Raw genomic sequence first — 15,769 nt, 5'->3', positions numbered from 1 at the left:
AGGTGGGAGTCGCCCACTCATCGCCCACCAATCTTTTTAATTTTCTCGATGATATTGAAAGAGCCCGATCGGTTTTGCCTAGCCTGAATATTGCGTAAATTTTCAAAAACAAAGAGGCAGATTCTCGACTAACGTATTATATTGTAATATCTTACATCACAATATAACGCCGAGGTCTGCCAATGACAAAATGTAATGTTTCGATTCCGGTCTTTCAAGGTCCGAAAAGCAGAAAAATTGAATTCAATTTCGCCGGTGGAGATATCAGCAGTGACGGCGGGTTGCTTTTTGTGAAAGAATTCGACCGCAAACTCGGTTTGACCCGGCGCGCCGGTAACCTGCTGGATTCTTTTGATATTCGACAGCCCGGAAAAGTTGAGCATTCCTATCTGAGCATGCTTCGTCAACGAGTTTTTGGTTTGGTTGCCGGCCATGAAGATCTCAATGACCATCATGAATTGCGAACTGATCCGCTGATTCAAACTGTTGTCGGTCGTGATCGTCAACTCGCCACTCCAAGCACTTTATGTCGATTCGAAAATGGAATCGATCGTCGTGCTTGCGTAGATTTGAGCCGATTGTTTGTCGAATTCTTTATCGAAAGTTTTTCCACGCCGCCTCGAGAATTGATTCTTGATTTCGATGCTACCGATGACCTCACTTACGGGATGCAGGAAAATCGCTTTTTTCATGGCTATTATGACCACTATTGCTTTTTGCCGTTGTATGTTTTCTGCGGGGATCAATTGCTTGTGGCTTATTTGCGTCCATCAAAAATTGATGCGGCCAAGCATGCTTGGGCGATTCTCTCGCTACTGGTAAAGCGCTTTCGGCAGAAATGGCCGAAGGTTAAGATTATTTTCCGGGGAGACAGTGGCTTTTGTCGGCAGAAAATGCTGAACTGGTGTGATAAAAATGAGGTCAAATATATTGTCGGATTGGCGAAAAATCCACGTTTGCTGGAATTATCAAAAGATCTTCAAGTGAAAGCGGAAGCACTTTACAACGAAACACATGAAAAAGCAAAACTGTTTACTCAGTTCGAATATGCGGCAGGAACTTGGAAATACCCGCGCCGGGTGATTGCCAAAGCGGAATTCAACTCCCCCGGACCGAATAATCGTTTTATCGTCACCAATCTTGATGATGATGGACAATATCTTTATGAAAAAGTCTATTGCGCCCGAGGTGAGATGGAAAACAGGATCAAGGAACAGCAGCTGGATCTTTTCGCTGATCGGACGAGCTGCCATGACTTTGCGGCAAATCAATTCCGGCTTCTGCTTTCAAGTTTGGCTTATATTCTCATGGAACGGTTTCGGGCATTGTTGTTGACAGGAACTCAATTTGCCGAGGCTACCTGCGGCAGCATTCGCTTATACCTGGTGAAAATCGGTGCCATTATTCGGCGGAATACCAGAAAAATTTATGTTGCTCTTTCAAGTGCTTGTCCAAATCAGGAACTCCTCCGCTTGATCGCTGCGAAAATCATCGCTTGGGAATAAAACCTTGGAGAGCTGTCCCCGGCTCGCCGAACAACAACGGGGGAAAGGGGGAATATGCTCAATTTGCAAAAAAACGACAATATCCGACTCTGAAAATAAAAACTTCCGAATCTTCTGAACATTTCTCGACGATTCGAAAGTTTCATGCAACATTCAGGCTAGGATGCCGGTTGTGGCGGCGAATAATAACCAGATCAAGATTTTTTTTGCCATTTTATTGCTCCGAATTTTTTTGCATTTTATTGTTCCGATTGTAATGCGAGGATCATTACGGCGATCTGCTGCCGGAATTCCGCCAGTTTCCGCCAGTCGGTTTCCCATTGAAGCTGCTTCCATTTTTCTTCTTTTGCTTCCGCTTCGTAATACGGTACGATTGCTTCGACCGCGCCGGTCAGCAATTCCCGGGCGCGTTGCCGGGTTTCCGGCTGCCCGGCCGTGCCGGCGCTCGCCTGTTCGAGCAGATATAAATACTCGTAATCCTCCAGCGTATCCCGTACCGCTTCCAGCCGCAGCGAGGAGCACGGGTTGAAGTTTTCGTCCGGGTAAACCAGCAATCCCAGGCCCCAGATCAGCCGTCCGTCTGAATAGACGCTGCGGGGTGCCTGATAAATTTTGGCCGCTTTGTCCCAACCGTTAGCGGTATGCCAGAGGAAGAGCCCGCTCAAATGGTATTTCCACATCGCCCAGCCCAGCATCCGGGCATCCATCAACGGCCGGTCGATGATCACATGCCAGTTCGGGTACCATTCCAATGTTTCGCCGCGTGCCAGCGCTCTGGTCATCTCATCGGGTTGAAAAAAACCGAGTGACCAGATATCGACTTTACCGTACAACTGTTCTTTCGGCCATTTGGTCACCATGATTTTCAGTTCCGGGGCCCGCTGGCGGATCAATGCCGACAATTGTTCGCTTAAGGTGAAATCCTGCCAAGTCCAAGGTTCATCCACCAGCGTTACCCGGGTCAGTTCAAGATAGCCTTTTTCCCGGAGATGTGCTGAAATCTGCTCCAGGTAATCGCCGAACGCCTGTTTGAATTCTTCGGTTAATTGACCGTGTTCGGAAGAAATTTCCACTCCGCACCAGCGAGTTCGTACCGCGTTGACCGCTTTCGGCATCTGATAAATGCCCATCAGCGGCAATTGCAGCATTTTCATCCCGTATTTCTCAATGGCCAGTTGTGCCGAACGGTCGAAATCGGCGGTATCGATCCGGACTTTGCCATCACCGGCGATTGTTGCTTTCACTTCACCGCGCAATGGGGTATTGGCCAGATGCCGTTCGGCAAAGAAACGGTAGACGACATCTTCGTCCATCGTGGTGCGCCACGGTGAAAAGTAAGCGGTATTGGTTGTATGAAATTCCTGGGGCAGAGCAAAATCCCACACTTCGATACAGAACGGAATGTGCCGCGTTTCCGTTGCTGTCACCAACTGCAGGGTGCCTCGATAGATGCCTGCCGCTGTGGTGTCGGTGGTCTTTGCCGTGAGGAAAAATGCGTAACTGCGGCCCGGCTGTAGCGTCAAAGGCGCCTTCTGCGGCAGCAGAGGATCCGGATAATACCCTGGACGGGCGGTGTTGACGTCGAAGGCGACCGCCGCTTCGCCTTTCACCGCCGTGCCGTCGGTGGACGTGCGGCTGATTTCGTTGACGGGGATGTATTCCACCCGGTTTATCGTTATTGCCGCCGCCGGCAGACCGGCTCCGGCCGGTCCGCTGAGATCAGAAACGGTCAGCGTCACATTGTCCAGTTGCCGTTCCGGCGTCAACAATATCTGAAACGACTCCGTTTCGTTACGCGCCAGCTGCAGCAACGGATTTTCCGGATTCCTGATGGCGGTGACCGCCGGCCGGTCGCCTTTCATTGCCTTGTCCAGCGCGTGTTTGGGCCAGACGGTCAGTGTTTCATCCTGATATAACGCTTCCGTCCGGCAGCTTTGGCCGAGCTCGTCCAAGTCCAGTTCATGGACGCCCGGAAGCCATTTTCCGCTGCGCCCGTGGCCGGAACTGTCCGTCGGTGGTTTTCCTGGCGTATCGTTGAAAAGATAGACTGCCAGCGCACCATCCGGCCCCTGTTCCGTCATCGTCGCTTTCACCTCTTCCGGCGTCAGCGGGCGGTCATAGAGATAAATGCCGTCCAGCGCCCCTTCGTAAGGCATCAGGCCGTCGCCGAATTGCAGCGGCACATGTCCCGGTGTGATCCGATGGGTGGTCAACTCCGGATTGCTTTCGGCCAGGGCCATCCGCGTTACTTCCTCACCATTGTAATAACCGATCGCCAGTGCTTGTTCCGCGTCATAGGTTACAGCAATATGGTTCCATTCGCCCAGCGGCAGCGGGAACTCCTCCGGCGCCCAGACCAGGCTTAATTTTTTGCCGCCCAGTTGTGCCCAGCAGTAGATGCTGCCGGAGGTGTAGCCCCGTTTGACCAGCGACAGGGTGCCGTGGTGAATCATGGTGCTTTCATGCATCCAGCGATCCGGCTTGACCCAGACTGTCAGCGAAAAGGAACCGGATAAATCCAGCGTTTCGCTGCCCGGAATTACCAGGGAGTCGCCGAGGCCGTCGAAATGGGCGGCGCCGCCGTTTTTACCTGGCACCAGTTTATTCTGGACCGGCGTTGCACCGGCCGCCAATGACCAGAGCAGTAGCCCGACTATTCCGATGAATGCCGTTTTCTGTCTCGAAAATCGGATTTTCATTCTGTTGTCCTGTGAAATGGATTGTTTGGGAAATAATGTGCGACGGTCCGTTCCGATTATGGCAGGGCCCAGAAACGCCGCTGCAGTTCTGATACCGACGAAGCCGGCGGGCGGCCGGGCGCGGTTCCGGCGTCGAGCTTGAAAATGTTGAGACTTTCCCAGGCGGTGATCCGGCGCTGCTCCGGGAAATATTCGCGCAGCAGGAATTCGGCATATTTGGCCAGCCGGAACTCTCCGGCGAGCTGAGGGGGGATGTCGAAAACCTCTTCCGGCCGTTCCGGCGAACCGTCCTCCCGGGTGAACAGCGCCCGGCTTCTGACCGCGACGGAGTTGCCGTTCTTGAGGGCTTTCATCAACTCGTCCGGCGTATTGGCTGCCGCGAACAGAATGGTGTAAACCACGCCGAAGCCATCCTGCATCGTGCCGTGTTCGTCACTGCTGGCGCTCGGCGCAATATCGATTCCTTCCCGGCATAGCAGGGTATAAAAATTTGAACCGAGCACCGCCGCCTTACTGTTTCGGGCGCTGAAAATGTCGATGGAGTCGAATTTGCCGCGCCGCATCACCGCCAGCGTGGTTTCGATCGGGCTGTTGAATTTCGTGCCGGTGGTGACCCAGAACGGATGGGAGAATACCGCTACGCCGCCGGCTTCATGAATCCATTCGGCTACGGCTTCACATCCGGCTACATGGCGCCGGGTGGGGGCCGGCCATTCCGGCGGCAGCGTCGCCATGATCGCCGCGACGCGGTTTCGAAAGGCATCCGGAGCTGTCTTGATCCGGTCGGAAATGCCGGATGCGGCATTCAGGGCGGCGAAATGGCCGAACAGATCCGGGACGATTTCATAGGGACTGACCTCTTCGCCCGGGATGGCAACCAGTTCGGTATCATATTTTTTCAACGCTTCCGCCGCATCGCGCGAACCCTGCTGGGTGTAGTGGTCGGTCAGGGCGAAAAAATCGTAACCGGCCGCCCGGCAGCGCTTTGCCGCCTCTTCCGGCTGGATGCTGCCGTCGGAACGACGGCTGTGGAGGTGCAGGTCGCCGCGGAACGGCCGCAGCGCAAACAGATCCGGCTTCAATACGTAGAGCGGGAAGCTGGCGAGCTGCCGGGCGATGGCGCCGTCGCCGTCGAGTTGTTCGACCAGAATGCGGCGTTCCAGCTCCGCGTCGTCGAGTTGCAGCGGCACGGTCAGGCGGTCACCCTCGCGTTCGAACGGCAGCGGCAGGAAACCATTGCCGAGCCAGCAGCCCAGGTAATGTTCCGGCTGATCCGGGTGGTAAAGATCCTCCCGGTCCCAGCGAACCCGCAGCGATTCGGTCGGTTCCGGCAGAACGCCCGGCGCGAATTCGATGGTCAATTGTCCGGTGCTGCCGGTGCGGAACACCCGGGGATAAGCATTGAAATCCCGGTCCGGCGGCGTCGGATTGCCGGAAACGGCTGCGGCAACCGCCGCCAATACCGCCCAAGCCAATAGTTTCTTGATGGGAAACATATCTCGCCATACTTTCTTTTTACTCTATATGCAGTTTCATTGATATCGATCCGTTTTCGATATTTTAATCAGGAGACGGCCGGACGAAACGGCCGCCTCCGATGCTTTGTAAAAGAACCTGTCAGAAAAGGATGGCTTACCAGGTGTCGCTGGTGATTGGATAGATCCAGTCTATGCTTGGGTCCCAGGTGAACGGCATCAGTCCCCGGTGGGATTGCACATGCCCGTCGAAGTAACCGGAATTGTAGCCGGCGTGCCGATCGGAAACCCAGTATTTGCCGTCATCGTAGCCGTCACCGCCGGCCTGTTTGTAGCTCAGGTAACCGTTGGGGGCCTTGCCGTCGACAATTGATCCCTGAATCGTCGGGCGGCGGACCGCCGTCAATTTGATGTACCGACTGTTAAAATCGGCTTGTCCCGGCGAATAATTGCTGCTGGGATGGGCATAGACATTCAAACTGTACGAAAGGAAACCCCCGCCATCCGCGAGCGGACAGGAAAAAATCGTACCGGGAAGCTTGTTTTGGTCGTTCCAGGTGATTTTCTGGGTGCCGGCATATTCAGCCAGGGCGGTGAACCAGTAGCCGTTGATCAATTCCGCCGTCGGCTGCGCATGGGCCCAGGTGCTGAAGGTGTGGACCAGATAGTCGTTGTTCGAGTCGGCGTACATCTGCTGGGCCAGCATGATCTGCTTCAGGTTGCCGACGCATTTAATGTTCATCGCCGCCGCTTTGGCCTTTGCCAACGCCGGCAGCAGCATGCTGGCGAGGATGGCGATGATCGCGATCACGACCAGCAGTTCAATCAGGGTGAAAATTCTTCTTTTCATCTTCATCGTCCTTTCTTTTGATTTGAGCAGAGTCATGAAATGTTTTCAAATACTCTTGCTTGATGATTTCCCGGCGTTTTGATTCGCCGATTAATTATTGCTGTTTTTAAGTATATCAAAAAAAAATCGAAAAGTCAACCCCTGTTTCAGCTTTTTTTTGTAAAATATCGATAATATTATATTTTTAAATCCATCCCTCTCGGATATCTCATCAATAATTCATTAAAAACAAATATATTGTGTTGATAGTTCGTTTCTTTTTCTGGAGGGTGCATTGATATTTTTTACAGTTTAAGTGAGGAAAAAACGGCAATTGCTTTCTATTATATCGATTTTATAAAAAATATCGATTTTTTAGGATTCCGCTATTGACTTCTTCCGGTTTTTTCGCTATACTTAAAACAGTAAAACAAATCATCGGACAGAAACGAGGCTGAAAGAATGAAAAAATACGAATGGCTCGTTCAGGAGCTGTTGAAAACATTGAAGACTCTTGAGCCGGGCATGCCGTTGCCGGGGGTCAAAGTGCTGATGGCGCAATACGGCGTCAGCCAGGCGACGGTCGATACCGCCCTGAAGTTGATCGTCGCCGGCGGTTTCGTCCAGCAGCAGCCCGGCGGGCGCGGTTTGTACAAAGCGGCCGACGACGACTTCAATTGCGATACGATCGACCTGATCACTTCGGCGGATGTGCCGGAGGAAAATGTCGACAACCGCTTCACCAGCAGCTATTTTTATCCAACGCTGCTGACGGTGCTCAACCAGTACCTCGGCGAACGGCGCATGCATCTGCGTTTGACGACCGTCCCGACCTTTTCGTCGTCGGAGTATCTGCTTTCGCTGATCCGCAAGCTGAAACCGCAATGCCTGGTCATCACCATGCTGCTGCAGTATGAAGTATCGCAATTCCTCGAACAGAGCCATATCCGCTATGCGCTGTTGTTTCCGGATCTCTGGCATGATGTGCCGCACTCGATCCTGAACGACAACCGGCTGATCAGCCGGTTGCGCATGGAGCATCTGGTCAAACTCGGCCACCGCCATATCGCTTATGTCAAACCCGGTGAGTTCTGGCAGCGCGACCAGTATCAGCGGCTGCTCGGTTTCTATGAGGAAATGGGGCGCTGGAACCTGGTGGCCCGGCCGGAATATGTCCTCGATGCCGGCGGGATTGGCGAAGAAGTCTACCCGCGGATGTGCGCCCTTCTGAAGGAGCATCCGGAGGTCAGCGCGGTGATTTCCGGCGACCAGCATGCCGAGGCGGTCTACCAGGCGGCGGCCGACAGCGGCCGGCAGGTCGGCGGAGATTTGAGCGTCATCGGCATGGATGATTGCCCGATCGCCCGCTACCTGAAGCCGCCGCTGACGACGCTGCGGCTCGATATCAACCGGATTCTCGACGCGGTGATGCGGCAGCTTCAGCCGAACAGCGACGGCAAGCCGATCTGGATTTCACCGCAATTCATCCGGCGGGAGTCGACGGCGCCGGCGCCGGGGGCGGTTGTGGCGCAATCGGTGCCGGAACCGGTTGCGCTGGCGGCCAACTGAATTTTTTTCCTCTGTCTGACCTTGGCTCCGGCGAGCGTTGCGTTGCCGGATTCCGGGTAAGGGGGCTTGTTGTGTCCGCGTTTGCCGAGTTAACTGAAAATAAAAGGAAAATGAATATGAAAAAATGGCTTATCCTGTTGGGAATGCTGTTGCTGCCGCCGCTGCTGGCCGGGGCTGAAGAGATCACCTGCGAGGGCACTTATCCGCAGCACTTGCAGGATCTCTGCCGCGGCGCCGACGGTTCGCTTTACTGGAGCTTCACCAATCGCCTGATCAAAACCGACGCCGGAGGCAATTTTCTCTGCGGCATCGCCGTGCCCGGCCATCACGGCGGCCTGACCATTCGGGACGGACTGCTTTACGTTTCGGTCTGTTACATCACCGACTGGTCGAAGGGCGCGGATTATTCGGAAATTTTGGTTTACCGGCCGGAAGACCTTGCTTTTGTGAAAAAATATCCATTTTCCGACGCCAAAGGCATCGACGGCATCGTCAATACGCCGGCCGGGTTCGCCGTCGCGCCCGATTTCAATGATCCGGAGGCCGAAGTCAACTGGGTCTATGAATATACGCCCGACTTCGAATTGATCGCCAGGCATGCGGTTCCGACCGGCCCGACCTATGCCGGGGTCCAGTCGATCAAAGCCACTGAAAACGGCTATCTGCTGGGCTGCTACGACAACCGGTTCGCCCTGGTTGACGAGCAGTTCAAGTTGGTGAAACTGTACGATTTCGACGCCGGCTGCGGCTTTCTGGTCGAAGAGAACGGCACGATTTTGGCGGCCCGCCACTTTGATGTCGTTCAATGGGAACGCTATCGGGCGAAGCTGCAGGAGGTCCGGCTGGCGGCGCTGCCCGAGGCGTCGCCGCCGGCCGGAAACGTTCCGGCCGAATAAACCGGAACTTGACAATATCACCATTCACATCTCGCTAAAGGAGAATTTCCATGTTTCGCACATCCTTTCTTCTGCCGGTTGCCGCCTGTGCGGTTACCGCCTTGTCCGCCGGCGCTTTCACGGTGGTGGACGATTTCGAGCAGGACCGGTCATACCGCCTGACCGACAATATGCAGTTCAGCCGCGAACCGCTCTTTGCTGTCGACGGCACATCGGCGCTTCGCCTTGCCGCACCGCGCTGGGGGGAAAACCCGTATGAGTGGCCGGCGTTCCATATGGATGACCTGACGCCGTCCGACTGGCGTGATTTTGGCGGCTTGACGCTTGAGGCGGTCAATCCGGGCGCCGTGCCGCGCAAACTGATCGTCGAATTTGCGGGTGGAGAGGTTGGCTTCAAGAAAAGCTTTGAACTGGCGCCATTTTCCTATCGGCAACTGGATATCGATTTCGCCGAACTGCCGGAAAACTTCGACCGGACTGCGGTCGATCATTTGACGTTGTTCACCGAATGCCCGATGGTGCCGTATGAACTGTATCTTGACCGCGTCGCTTTGCGTTCGGCCGACGAAACGGTGGCGGTGCCGCCGGCGTTTGAACAGGCCGTATCGGCTCTTGCCGGCAGCCGGCTGGAAACGCTTGCGCGGCAGCTGGCCGCCGTCCGGGAGCCGCGGGCCAGGTTTGCCGGCAACGCGGCGGTCAACGCGTTTCAGCGGCGTGAAGTCGCCGCCTTGACCGAAGGGCTCGATGCCATGCGCCGCCGGACGGACGACGTTTCGCTGACGCTGTCCGAGCGCAGCGCGGCGACCGCCGAAACCGGCCGGCTGCTGGCCCGTGCCGACCGGCTGGCCCGATTGCTGGAAAAATTGCCGCCGGATGCCGCTCCCGTCGTCGTTCAAGCCGCGTCGGCGATGGACCGGGTTTATCCGCATGATTTGCCGCTGCCGCCGGCGGTGGACCTGGATTTGCGGCTGGCCCGCCATGACAAGGCCGGGATACAGGTCGTCGTGTTGCCGCTGGCCGACGCCTGCGACGACGTCAGCGTGACGGTCGGCGAGCTGGCCGATGCGGCCGGCAATAAACTGGCGGACGACTGTTTTACGATCGGGCCGGTCGGCTTCGTCAATGTCGGGGCGTATTCCCGACACCGTTACGGTTACCTCGGCTGGACGCCCGATCCGATTTTGAATACCCTGCCGGCGGCGGATGTCGAAGCCGGCGCCGCCCAGGCTTTCTACCTTGATTGCCGGACCGCTGCCGATCAGCCGGCCGGTTTCTATCAAGGCCTGGTGACCGTCAAGTCCGGAGACCGGCTGCTGGCCGAACTGCCGTTGTCGGTGCGGGTTTACGATTTCTCGATGCCGGACCGGGCGTTGCTGCCGCTGGCCATTGCCACGACCTATCCGCAGAAGCCGCATCCGGCCGAAGAGCTGACGCCGGAAGAAACGCTGGCCGCCAGGCGCCGGGTGGCCGAGTTCCTGGCCGCTTATCAGATCGGTCTCGACCATCTCTACAAAGGCGAACCGAACGAACTGGAACTCTTGAAGGAGCTCAAGGCGCGCAATCTGCTCGGCGGCATCTGCATTCGTTACATTCAGGCCGCCCCCGACGAAGCCGAAGCCAAGACGCGGTATCTGATCGATGCCATCCGGCCGCACTACGAGGCGCTGAAAGAAGCCGGTTTGCTCGGGCACGCTTATCTGTACGGTTTTGACGAATTGCCGGAATCGTATTTCGAAGTATTCGAAGAAGTCGCCGCCGCGTTGCACCGGGAATTTCCGGAGCTGAAAATCATGACCACCGCCTATGATTACAGCCTCGGCACCGCCAGCGATTTGAAATCGGTCGACTGGTGGTGTCCGCTGACGCCGAAATTCCGGCCGGAATTGGTCGATCAGGCGCGCTCCGCCGGCGATCAGGTCTGGTGGTACACCAGTTGCGATCCGTCGGCGCCGTTCGCCGGCATGCAGCTAGAGGACCAGCCGCTGGAAGCGCGGCTGCTGATGGGGGCGATGACCGCCCGGTACCGCCCGGACGGATTCCTCTTTTATGAAACGACCTATTGGGGGAAGAACCATGAAATTGCCGCCGGCCCTTATCTGGACTGGAATCCCCACGCCTTTCAGGATTACAACGCCGACGGCGTCTGGTTTTATCCGGCCGCCGACGGCCGGTTCCTGCCGTCGCTGCGGCTGGAAAATTTCCGGGCCGGCTTGAACGACTACACGCTTTTCACCCTGCTGCGGCTGATGGCCGAACGCGTCGAACGGCAGCCGGTGTCGCGTGCGGCCCATGCCGAATGGCTGTCCCGCGCCCGGGCGGCATTGCGGCAGGTGGAGACGCTGGTCCCTTCGCTGTATGAATTCAACCGCGAGCCGGCCGTTCTGGAGGCGTGGAGCCGGACGCTGGCCGAATTGATCGAACAGTCTCCGCTGCGGATCGCCGACCTTGACGACGGTTCGCTCGATATCTGGGGGAGCAGCGTTTACCGGCTGGAGGAAACAGAATGAAATGGCGGCTCGGATTGTGGCTGGCGGTGGTCGGCGGTGTTTGCAGTGCGGCCGCTCCGGCGCCGGAACTGACCCTGTTCGACATCTCGGAGGATGCGACGTTACCGCTGGTCGCCCGGGCGTCGACGGAATTGACGCTGGTGCCGGAACGGGGTGCCGAAGTCGCCGTCCCGGCGTTTGTCATCGGTGCGGAAGCATTTCCCGGCGTCACGATCGATTGCCGTTCGCTGCCTGATCGCGATTTTTCGGTTTATTCGGCCGTCGAACTGGAATTGTCGACGCCGCTCGGCAAGGCGTTTGGCGGCAAACTGGAAGTGCGTTCCGCCGCCGGGGAATCCTGCTGGATCAACCTGCCGCCGGATGGGATTGAGGGGGCGGAACGGCAAGTGCTGTCGATTCCGCTGGATAGCGTCCGGTTCGACCGCCGCGAGATAGCCGAAATTACGTTGTTTCATCCCTGGCCGAAGCGGCCGATCGATTATGTGCTTTATCGGGTTCGGCTGACCGGCGAACCGTTTGCCGAACAGTTGGAGGAGGCGGCCGGATTGGCCGGCGGGATTGCCGCCGCCGATGGATTGACGGAAGAACTGCGCCGGGAGGCCGACCGTTACCGGGAGTTGCTGCAGGAGGCCGGCCGGCAGCTGGAGCCGGCGACGGCCGGGGACGCGCACCGGCTGCTCAACACCTTCGCGGCCTGGAAGCTGGAAAACAGCGACCGTTACTACCCGGCGATCTGCGACCCGGCGCTGCGCCGGCCGGAGACCGAACCGGCTCCGAAAGTTATTCGCGGCCTGGACGGCCGGACGTTGAAGCTGGTCTGGTCGGAGGAGTTTGCGTCCGGCGAGGTGCCGGACCCGACGGTATGGAGCTATGAGGAAGGGTTTGTTCGCAACCAGGAGCAGCAGTATTATATGGCCGGCCGGCCGGAAAATGTCCGGATCGAGGACGGTTGCCTGATCATCGAATCGCGCCGGGAAGAATTGCCGCTGCCGCCCGATGCCAAAATTTCTCCCTGGGGCGGCCCCTGGCCGGACCGCATCGCCTATACTTCCGGCAGTATTCAGAGCAAAAACCGCGCTTACTGGGGCAGGGGGCGGATTGAGGTGCGGGCAATGCTGCCGGGCATCCGCGGCTCCTGGCCGGCGATCTGGCTGCTCGGCAACAACATCGATGCGGTCGGCTATCCCGCCTGCGGCGAGATCGATATCATGGAGAATGTCGGTTATGAACCGGAACGGATTTACGGCACCGTTCATATTGCCGGCACGCCGGAACCGCAGCAACTGGCTTCTTACGGTGAAAGCATCGTCGTCGACAAACCGCATCTGACCTTTCACTGCTATGCGATTGAATGGGACGAAAACGGTTTGGCGCTGGCGGTGGACGGCCGCGTCTACATGCGTTATTCCGCCGCTCAGGCCGGGAGTGCTTCCGGCGGGACGCCGTGGCCGTTTACCCCGGACCAGCCGGTCTTTCTGTTGCTGAATACGGCGATCGGCGGCGCCTGGGGCGGCAGCCGCGGGATTGATGACGACGCTTTCCCGTGCCGGTTCCTGGTCGATTATGTCCGGGTTTACGAGTGAAGGCCGGTGGCTGTTTCATAAAAACGGACAGCCGACCGGGCAAGTGTTCGGAACGGTCCTGAAACCGGCTTGGCAGGCTGGCATTGAGCCAAGTGCGGTTCCCGTTCTCTTGCCCGGTCGGCCATCGGTGATATTTGGCGTTGAAACAACCTCCTTTTCGTTTTGCACGTCTTATGGCAACCCAGACTTATCCGTCGATTCGCCGCTTTTCGGCGACGTTACTGCATAAAATCAAACTGCCCAACGCAACCGCTCCCAACCCGCCGAGATACCAGATTGACGGTCCTTGCCGCAGCATTTCCCACATTGTATTGATTTCTCCGAGGCCGGCGGCCAACCACGGAATTTCCAGGCCAAGCCATCCGAGCCCGGCATAACAGCCGCCGAGCAGCAGCGCGGCAATCCAGACCAGGCGCCCGTTCTTTCCCCAGCGGTACAACCGGTTGTGCCATCTGATCGCTCGTTTCATTTTTTCGATTCCTTTTTCATTCGGCGGCGAAATCATTTTCACCGTTGCCATAAGTATTAGCATCCGGCATGCCATATTTTTCAATCCTGAAGCAATATGCTTATGGCGAATCGGTTAGCAGAAGGAGGATAAAGGTTTTTGTTTTTGGTTGTATACATTTTATGTATACATGCTGGACATTTTATGTATATTGAATTATAGTAAATGCTGTTGATACCGTAAATTTTACCGGCGGGGAGAATGCCATGCTGTTTTGCAACGATACGGAACGCCAGAATGCCGTCGCCATCGGCAAATTGAACTACACCAATCCGTTCATGCCGGAACGGCTGGAATTGGAGAAAGAAATTCTCGGCAGATCGGAAGCGCTTTCCGGTCCGGTCTGGAGCCGCCGTAGCAGCCGGGAACCCCGGCGCAACATTTCCCGCCTGCAGGAGCGCGCCGCCGAGCTGACCGCTTCGCTTCACCGGCGGCTGGAACAGGCGGGGTGCCGGGCGACGGAAGCGGAACTGGCGATTTACGCCGAAGTGGCGCTCTATCATTTGTTCGAAGCCTACCGGAGCAGGATGACGCCGGAGGACAGTGAGCAACCGTTTCCGGACCGGTTCGAGTTCTACCGGGAATTTCTCGCCGAATTTCAGCGGCTGCTGCATTTTCTGCCGGCGGCCAAACAGCAGGAGTATACGCCGGAGCGCACCTTTGCCATTTTTTTCCAGATTCATCGCGCTTTCTTCTATATTTTTGAATTCATCATCGGCAGCACGCTGCAGGCCGGACAACTGCGGGCCGCCATCTGGCAATCCATCTTCAGTTGCGACATTCACCGCTATAACCGCAGTTTGTATGCCGGAATGCAGGATATCACCACGTTGATCACCGGCGAATCCGGTACCGGCAAGGAGCTGGTCGCCCGGGCGATCACTTTTTCGCAGTATATCCCGTTCGATCCGGCCACGTTGCGTTTCCAGGTCAACTTTCAGCAGAGTTTTCACCCGATTCACCTGTCGGCCATGCCGAAGACGATGCTGGAATCCGAATTGTTCGGCCACCACAAGGGGGCGTTCACCGGCGCTTACAGCGACCGGCTCGGCCGCCTGGAGATCTGCACGCCGTACGACAGTGTTTTTCTCGATGAAATCGGCGAGATCGATGAGGAAATTCAAGTGAAGCTGCTTCGCCTGCTGCAGAACCGCCGCTTCCAGCGGCTCGGCGAGAACGAAGACCGCCACTTTCCGGGCAAAATCATCGCGGCGACCAACCGGGATCTCGCCGCCGCCATCGCCGAACGGCGCTTTCGGGCCGATCTGTACTACCGGCTTTGCGCCGACGTCATCGTCACGCCGCCGCTGCGCCAGATGATCGGCCGTCGCCGCGGCGAATTGGAAAATTTCGTCAGCATCCTTTCCAAGCGTTTGCTCGGACCGCTTGAAGCCGAACGTTTTACCGCGCCGGCGGTCGACTGGATCGTCGCGCATCTCGGTTTCGATTATCCCTGGCCGGGCAATGTCCGCGAGTTGGAGCAGTGCATCCGCAATCTGCTGATCCGCGGCTCTTACACGCCGGCCGGGATGGCGACGGCGGAAGGCGGACAATCGGAGCGGCTGCTTGAAACGTGCAATCTCTCCGCCGAGCAACTGCTGGCCCGGTATGCGGCGCTGCTTTACCGGCGCACCGGCAATTGCCAGCGGGTCGCCGCGATCATGCAACTGGATCGCCGTACCGTCAAACGGCTGCTCGACGTTTCGGCGCGCGCCTGAAAAAAACTCTTTTTTTTCCGGCGTCGATTTGCATTTCGTCAAGTTTGAATTATGTTTTATATCACCAAAACACAAGCGAGTGTAGCTCAGTCGGTAGAGCATCACGTTGCCAACGTGATTGTCGACGGTTCGATTCCGTTCACTCGCTCCACTTTTTGTGTTCTTTGGTTGCGAGTGTAGCTCAGTCGGTAGAGCATCACGTTGCCAACGTGATTGTCGACGGTTCGATTCCGTTCACTCGCTCCATTTTTTTGTGCTCTTTGGTTGCGAGTGTAGCTCAGTCGGTAGAGCATCACGTTGCCAACGTGATTGTCGACGGTTCGATTCCGTTCACTCGCTCCACTTTTTTCTGCCGACAGGCTTCTGGAAATTCAGTGATTTCACGCCGGAGGATTTGGAATTTGTCAAACATGGGGTTAAAGTATTGATCCGGATGCCGTGTGCAGTGAAAACCGGAAAACGATTGACAACCGGAAAGAA

At 56.6% G+C, this 15,769-nt stretch carries 10 protein-coding genes and 3 tRNA genes; 9 read left to right on the top strand and 4 right to left on the bottom strand.

The genetic code is table 11. The features are described from left to right. Positions 1-182: 182 nt before the first annotated feature. A complete protein-coding gene (locus HWX74_RS03250; RefSeq protein WP_176012100.1) occupies positions 183-1,505 on the top strand; it encodes an IS1380 family transposase in 1,323 nt (440 codons plus the stop codon). A gap of 239 nt (positions 1,506-1,744) precedes the next feature. Here the strand turns inward: HWX74_RS03250 and HWX74_RS03245 are convergent, their stop codons facing one another. The 3 genes from HWX74_RS03245 to HWX74_RS03235 form a co-directional block, all read right to left on the bottom strand. Further along, positions 1,745-4,204: a glycoside hydrolase domain-containing protein gene (locus tag HWX74_RS03245; protein ID WP_176012177.1), complete on the bottom strand. Its 2,460-nt coding sequence runs from the start codon at positions 4,202-4,204 to the stop codon at positions 1,745-1,747. Positions 4,205-4,260: 56 nt separating this feature from the next. Next, a complete protein-coding gene (locus HWX74_RS03240; protein WP_176012176.1) occupies positions 4,261-5,700 on the bottom strand; it encodes a CehA/McbA family metallohydrolase in 1,440 nt (479 codons plus the stop codon). 136 nt (positions 5,701-5,836) lie between these two features. Continuing rightward, positions 5,837-6,529, bottom strand: coding sequence for a type II secretion system protein (locus HWX74_RS03235; protein WP_217704834.1), 693 nt, complete (start codon positions 6,527-6,529; stop codon positions 5,837-5,839). A 441-nt stretch (positions 6,530-6,970) separates the two neighbouring features. Between HWX74_RS03235 and HWX74_RS03230 the strand changes: the two genes are divergently transcribed. The 4 genes from HWX74_RS03230 (at position 6,971) to HWX74_RS03215 (ending at position 13,063) form a co-directional block, all read left to right on the top strand. Continuing rightward, entirely contained in the window at positions 6,971-8,077 is a 1,107-nt protein-coding gene (locus HWX74_RS03230; protein ID WP_176012174.1) for a substrate-binding domain-containing protein, read from the top strand. 116 nt (positions 8,078-8,193) lie between these two features. Next, positions 8,194-8,973 (top strand): hypothetical protein, encoded by a 780-nt coding sequence (locus HWX74_RS03225; protein WP_176012173.1) that lies wholly within the window; start codon positions 8,194-8,196, stop codon positions 8,971-8,973. 50 nt (positions 8,974-9,023) lie between these two features. Further along, positions 9,024-11,480 (top strand): DUF4091 domain-containing protein, encoded by a 2,457-nt coding sequence (locus tag HWX74_RS03220; protein ID WP_176012172.1) that lies wholly within the window; start codon positions 9,024-9,026, stop codon positions 11,478-11,480. After that, positions 11,477-13,063, top strand: coding sequence for a glycoside hydrolase family 16 protein (locus tag HWX74_RS03215; protein WP_176012171.1), 1,587 nt, complete (start codon positions 11,477-11,479; stop codon positions 13,061-13,063). The genes HWX74_RS03220 and HWX74_RS03215 overlap by 4 nt, the downstream gene beginning before the upstream one ends. Before the next feature lie 187 nt (positions 13,064-13,250). On the opposite strand, the gene HWX74_RS03210 is transcribed toward HWX74_RS03215, so the two are convergent. Beyond that, positions 13,251-13,532 carry a hypothetical protein gene (locus HWX74_RS03210; RefSeq protein ID WP_176012170.1) on the bottom strand — a complete coding sequence of 94 codons (282 nt, stop codon included), beginning with the start codon at positions 13,530-13,532 and terminating at the stop codon, positions 13,251-13,253. 245 nt (positions 13,533-13,777) lie between these two features. Between HWX74_RS03210 and HWX74_RS03205 the strand changes: the two genes are divergently transcribed. The 4 genes from HWX74_RS03205 to HWX74_RS03190 all read left to right on the top strand — a co-directional run bounded on the left by HWX74_RS03205 (position 13,778) and on the right by HWX74_RS03190 (position 15,631). After that, positions 13,778-15,289 carry a sigma-54 dependent transcriptional regulator gene (locus HWX74_RS03205; protein ID WP_176012169.1) on the top strand — a complete coding sequence of 504 codons (1,512 nt, stop codon included), beginning with the start codon at positions 13,778-13,780 and terminating at the stop codon, positions 15,287-15,289. 75 nt (positions 15,290-15,364) lie between these two features. Next, positions 15,365-15,440: transfer RNA gene (locus HWX74_RS03200), tRNA-Gly, on the top strand. Positions 15,441-15,459: 19 nt separating this feature from the next. Next, positions 15,460-15,535: transfer RNA gene (locus HWX74_RS03195), tRNA-Gly, on the top strand. A gap of 20 nt (positions 15,536-15,555) precedes the next feature. Further along, a tRNA-Gly gene (locus HWX74_RS03190) sits at positions 15,556-15,631 on the top strand. Positions 15,632-15,769 lie beyond the last annotated feature (138 nt).

This window comes from Victivallis sp. Marseille-Q1083, from assembly GCF_903645315.1.
GTDB lineage: Bacteria > Verrucomicrobiota > Lentisphaeria > Victivallales > Victivallaceae > UMGS1518.
The sequence above is the reverse complement of the archived record's forward strand: the minus strand, read 5'-3'. Positions and strand labels throughout refer to the sequence as shown.

Bases quoted from the DNA above. Each gene is read 5' to 3' on its own strand.
- HWX74_RS03250 (WP_176012100.1), top strand. From the start codon at position 183: ATGACAAAATGTAATGTTTCGATTCCGGTCTTTCAAGGTCCGAAAAGC.
- HWX74_RS03245 (WP_176012177.1), bottom strand. From the start codon at position 4,204: ATGAAAATCCGATTTTCGAGACAGAAAACGGCATTCATCGGAATAGTC.
- HWX74_RS03240 (WP_176012176.1), bottom strand. From the start codon at position 5,700: ATGTTTCCCATCAAGAAACTATTGGCTTGGGCGGTATTGGCGGCGGTT.
- HWX74_RS03235 (WP_217704834.1), bottom strand. From the start codon at position 6,529: ATGAAAAGAAGAATTTTCACCCTGATTGAACTGCTGGTCGTGATCGCG.
- HWX74_RS03230 (WP_176012174.1), top strand. From the start codon at position 6,971: ATGAAAAAATACGAATGGCTCGTTCAGGAGCTGTTGAAAACATTGAAG.
- HWX74_RS03225 (WP_176012173.1), top strand. From the start codon at position 8,194: ATGAAAAAATGGCTTATCCTGTTGGGAATGCTGTTGCTGCCGCCGCTG.
- HWX74_RS03220 (WP_176012172.1), top strand. From the start codon at position 9,024: ATGTTTCGCACATCCTTTCTTCTGCCGGTTGCCGCCTGTGCGGTTACC.
- HWX74_RS03215 (WP_176012171.1), top strand. From the start codon at position 11,477: ATGAAATGGCGGCTCGGATTGTGGCTGGCGGTGGTCGGCGGTGTTTGC.
- HWX74_RS03210 (WP_176012170.1), bottom strand. From the start codon at position 13,532: ATGAAACGAGCGATCAGATGGCACAACCGGTTGTACCGCTGGGGAAAG.
- HWX74_RS03205 (WP_176012169.1), top strand. From the start codon at position 13,778: ATGCTGTTTTGCAACGATACGGAACGCCAGAATGCCGTCGCCATCGGC.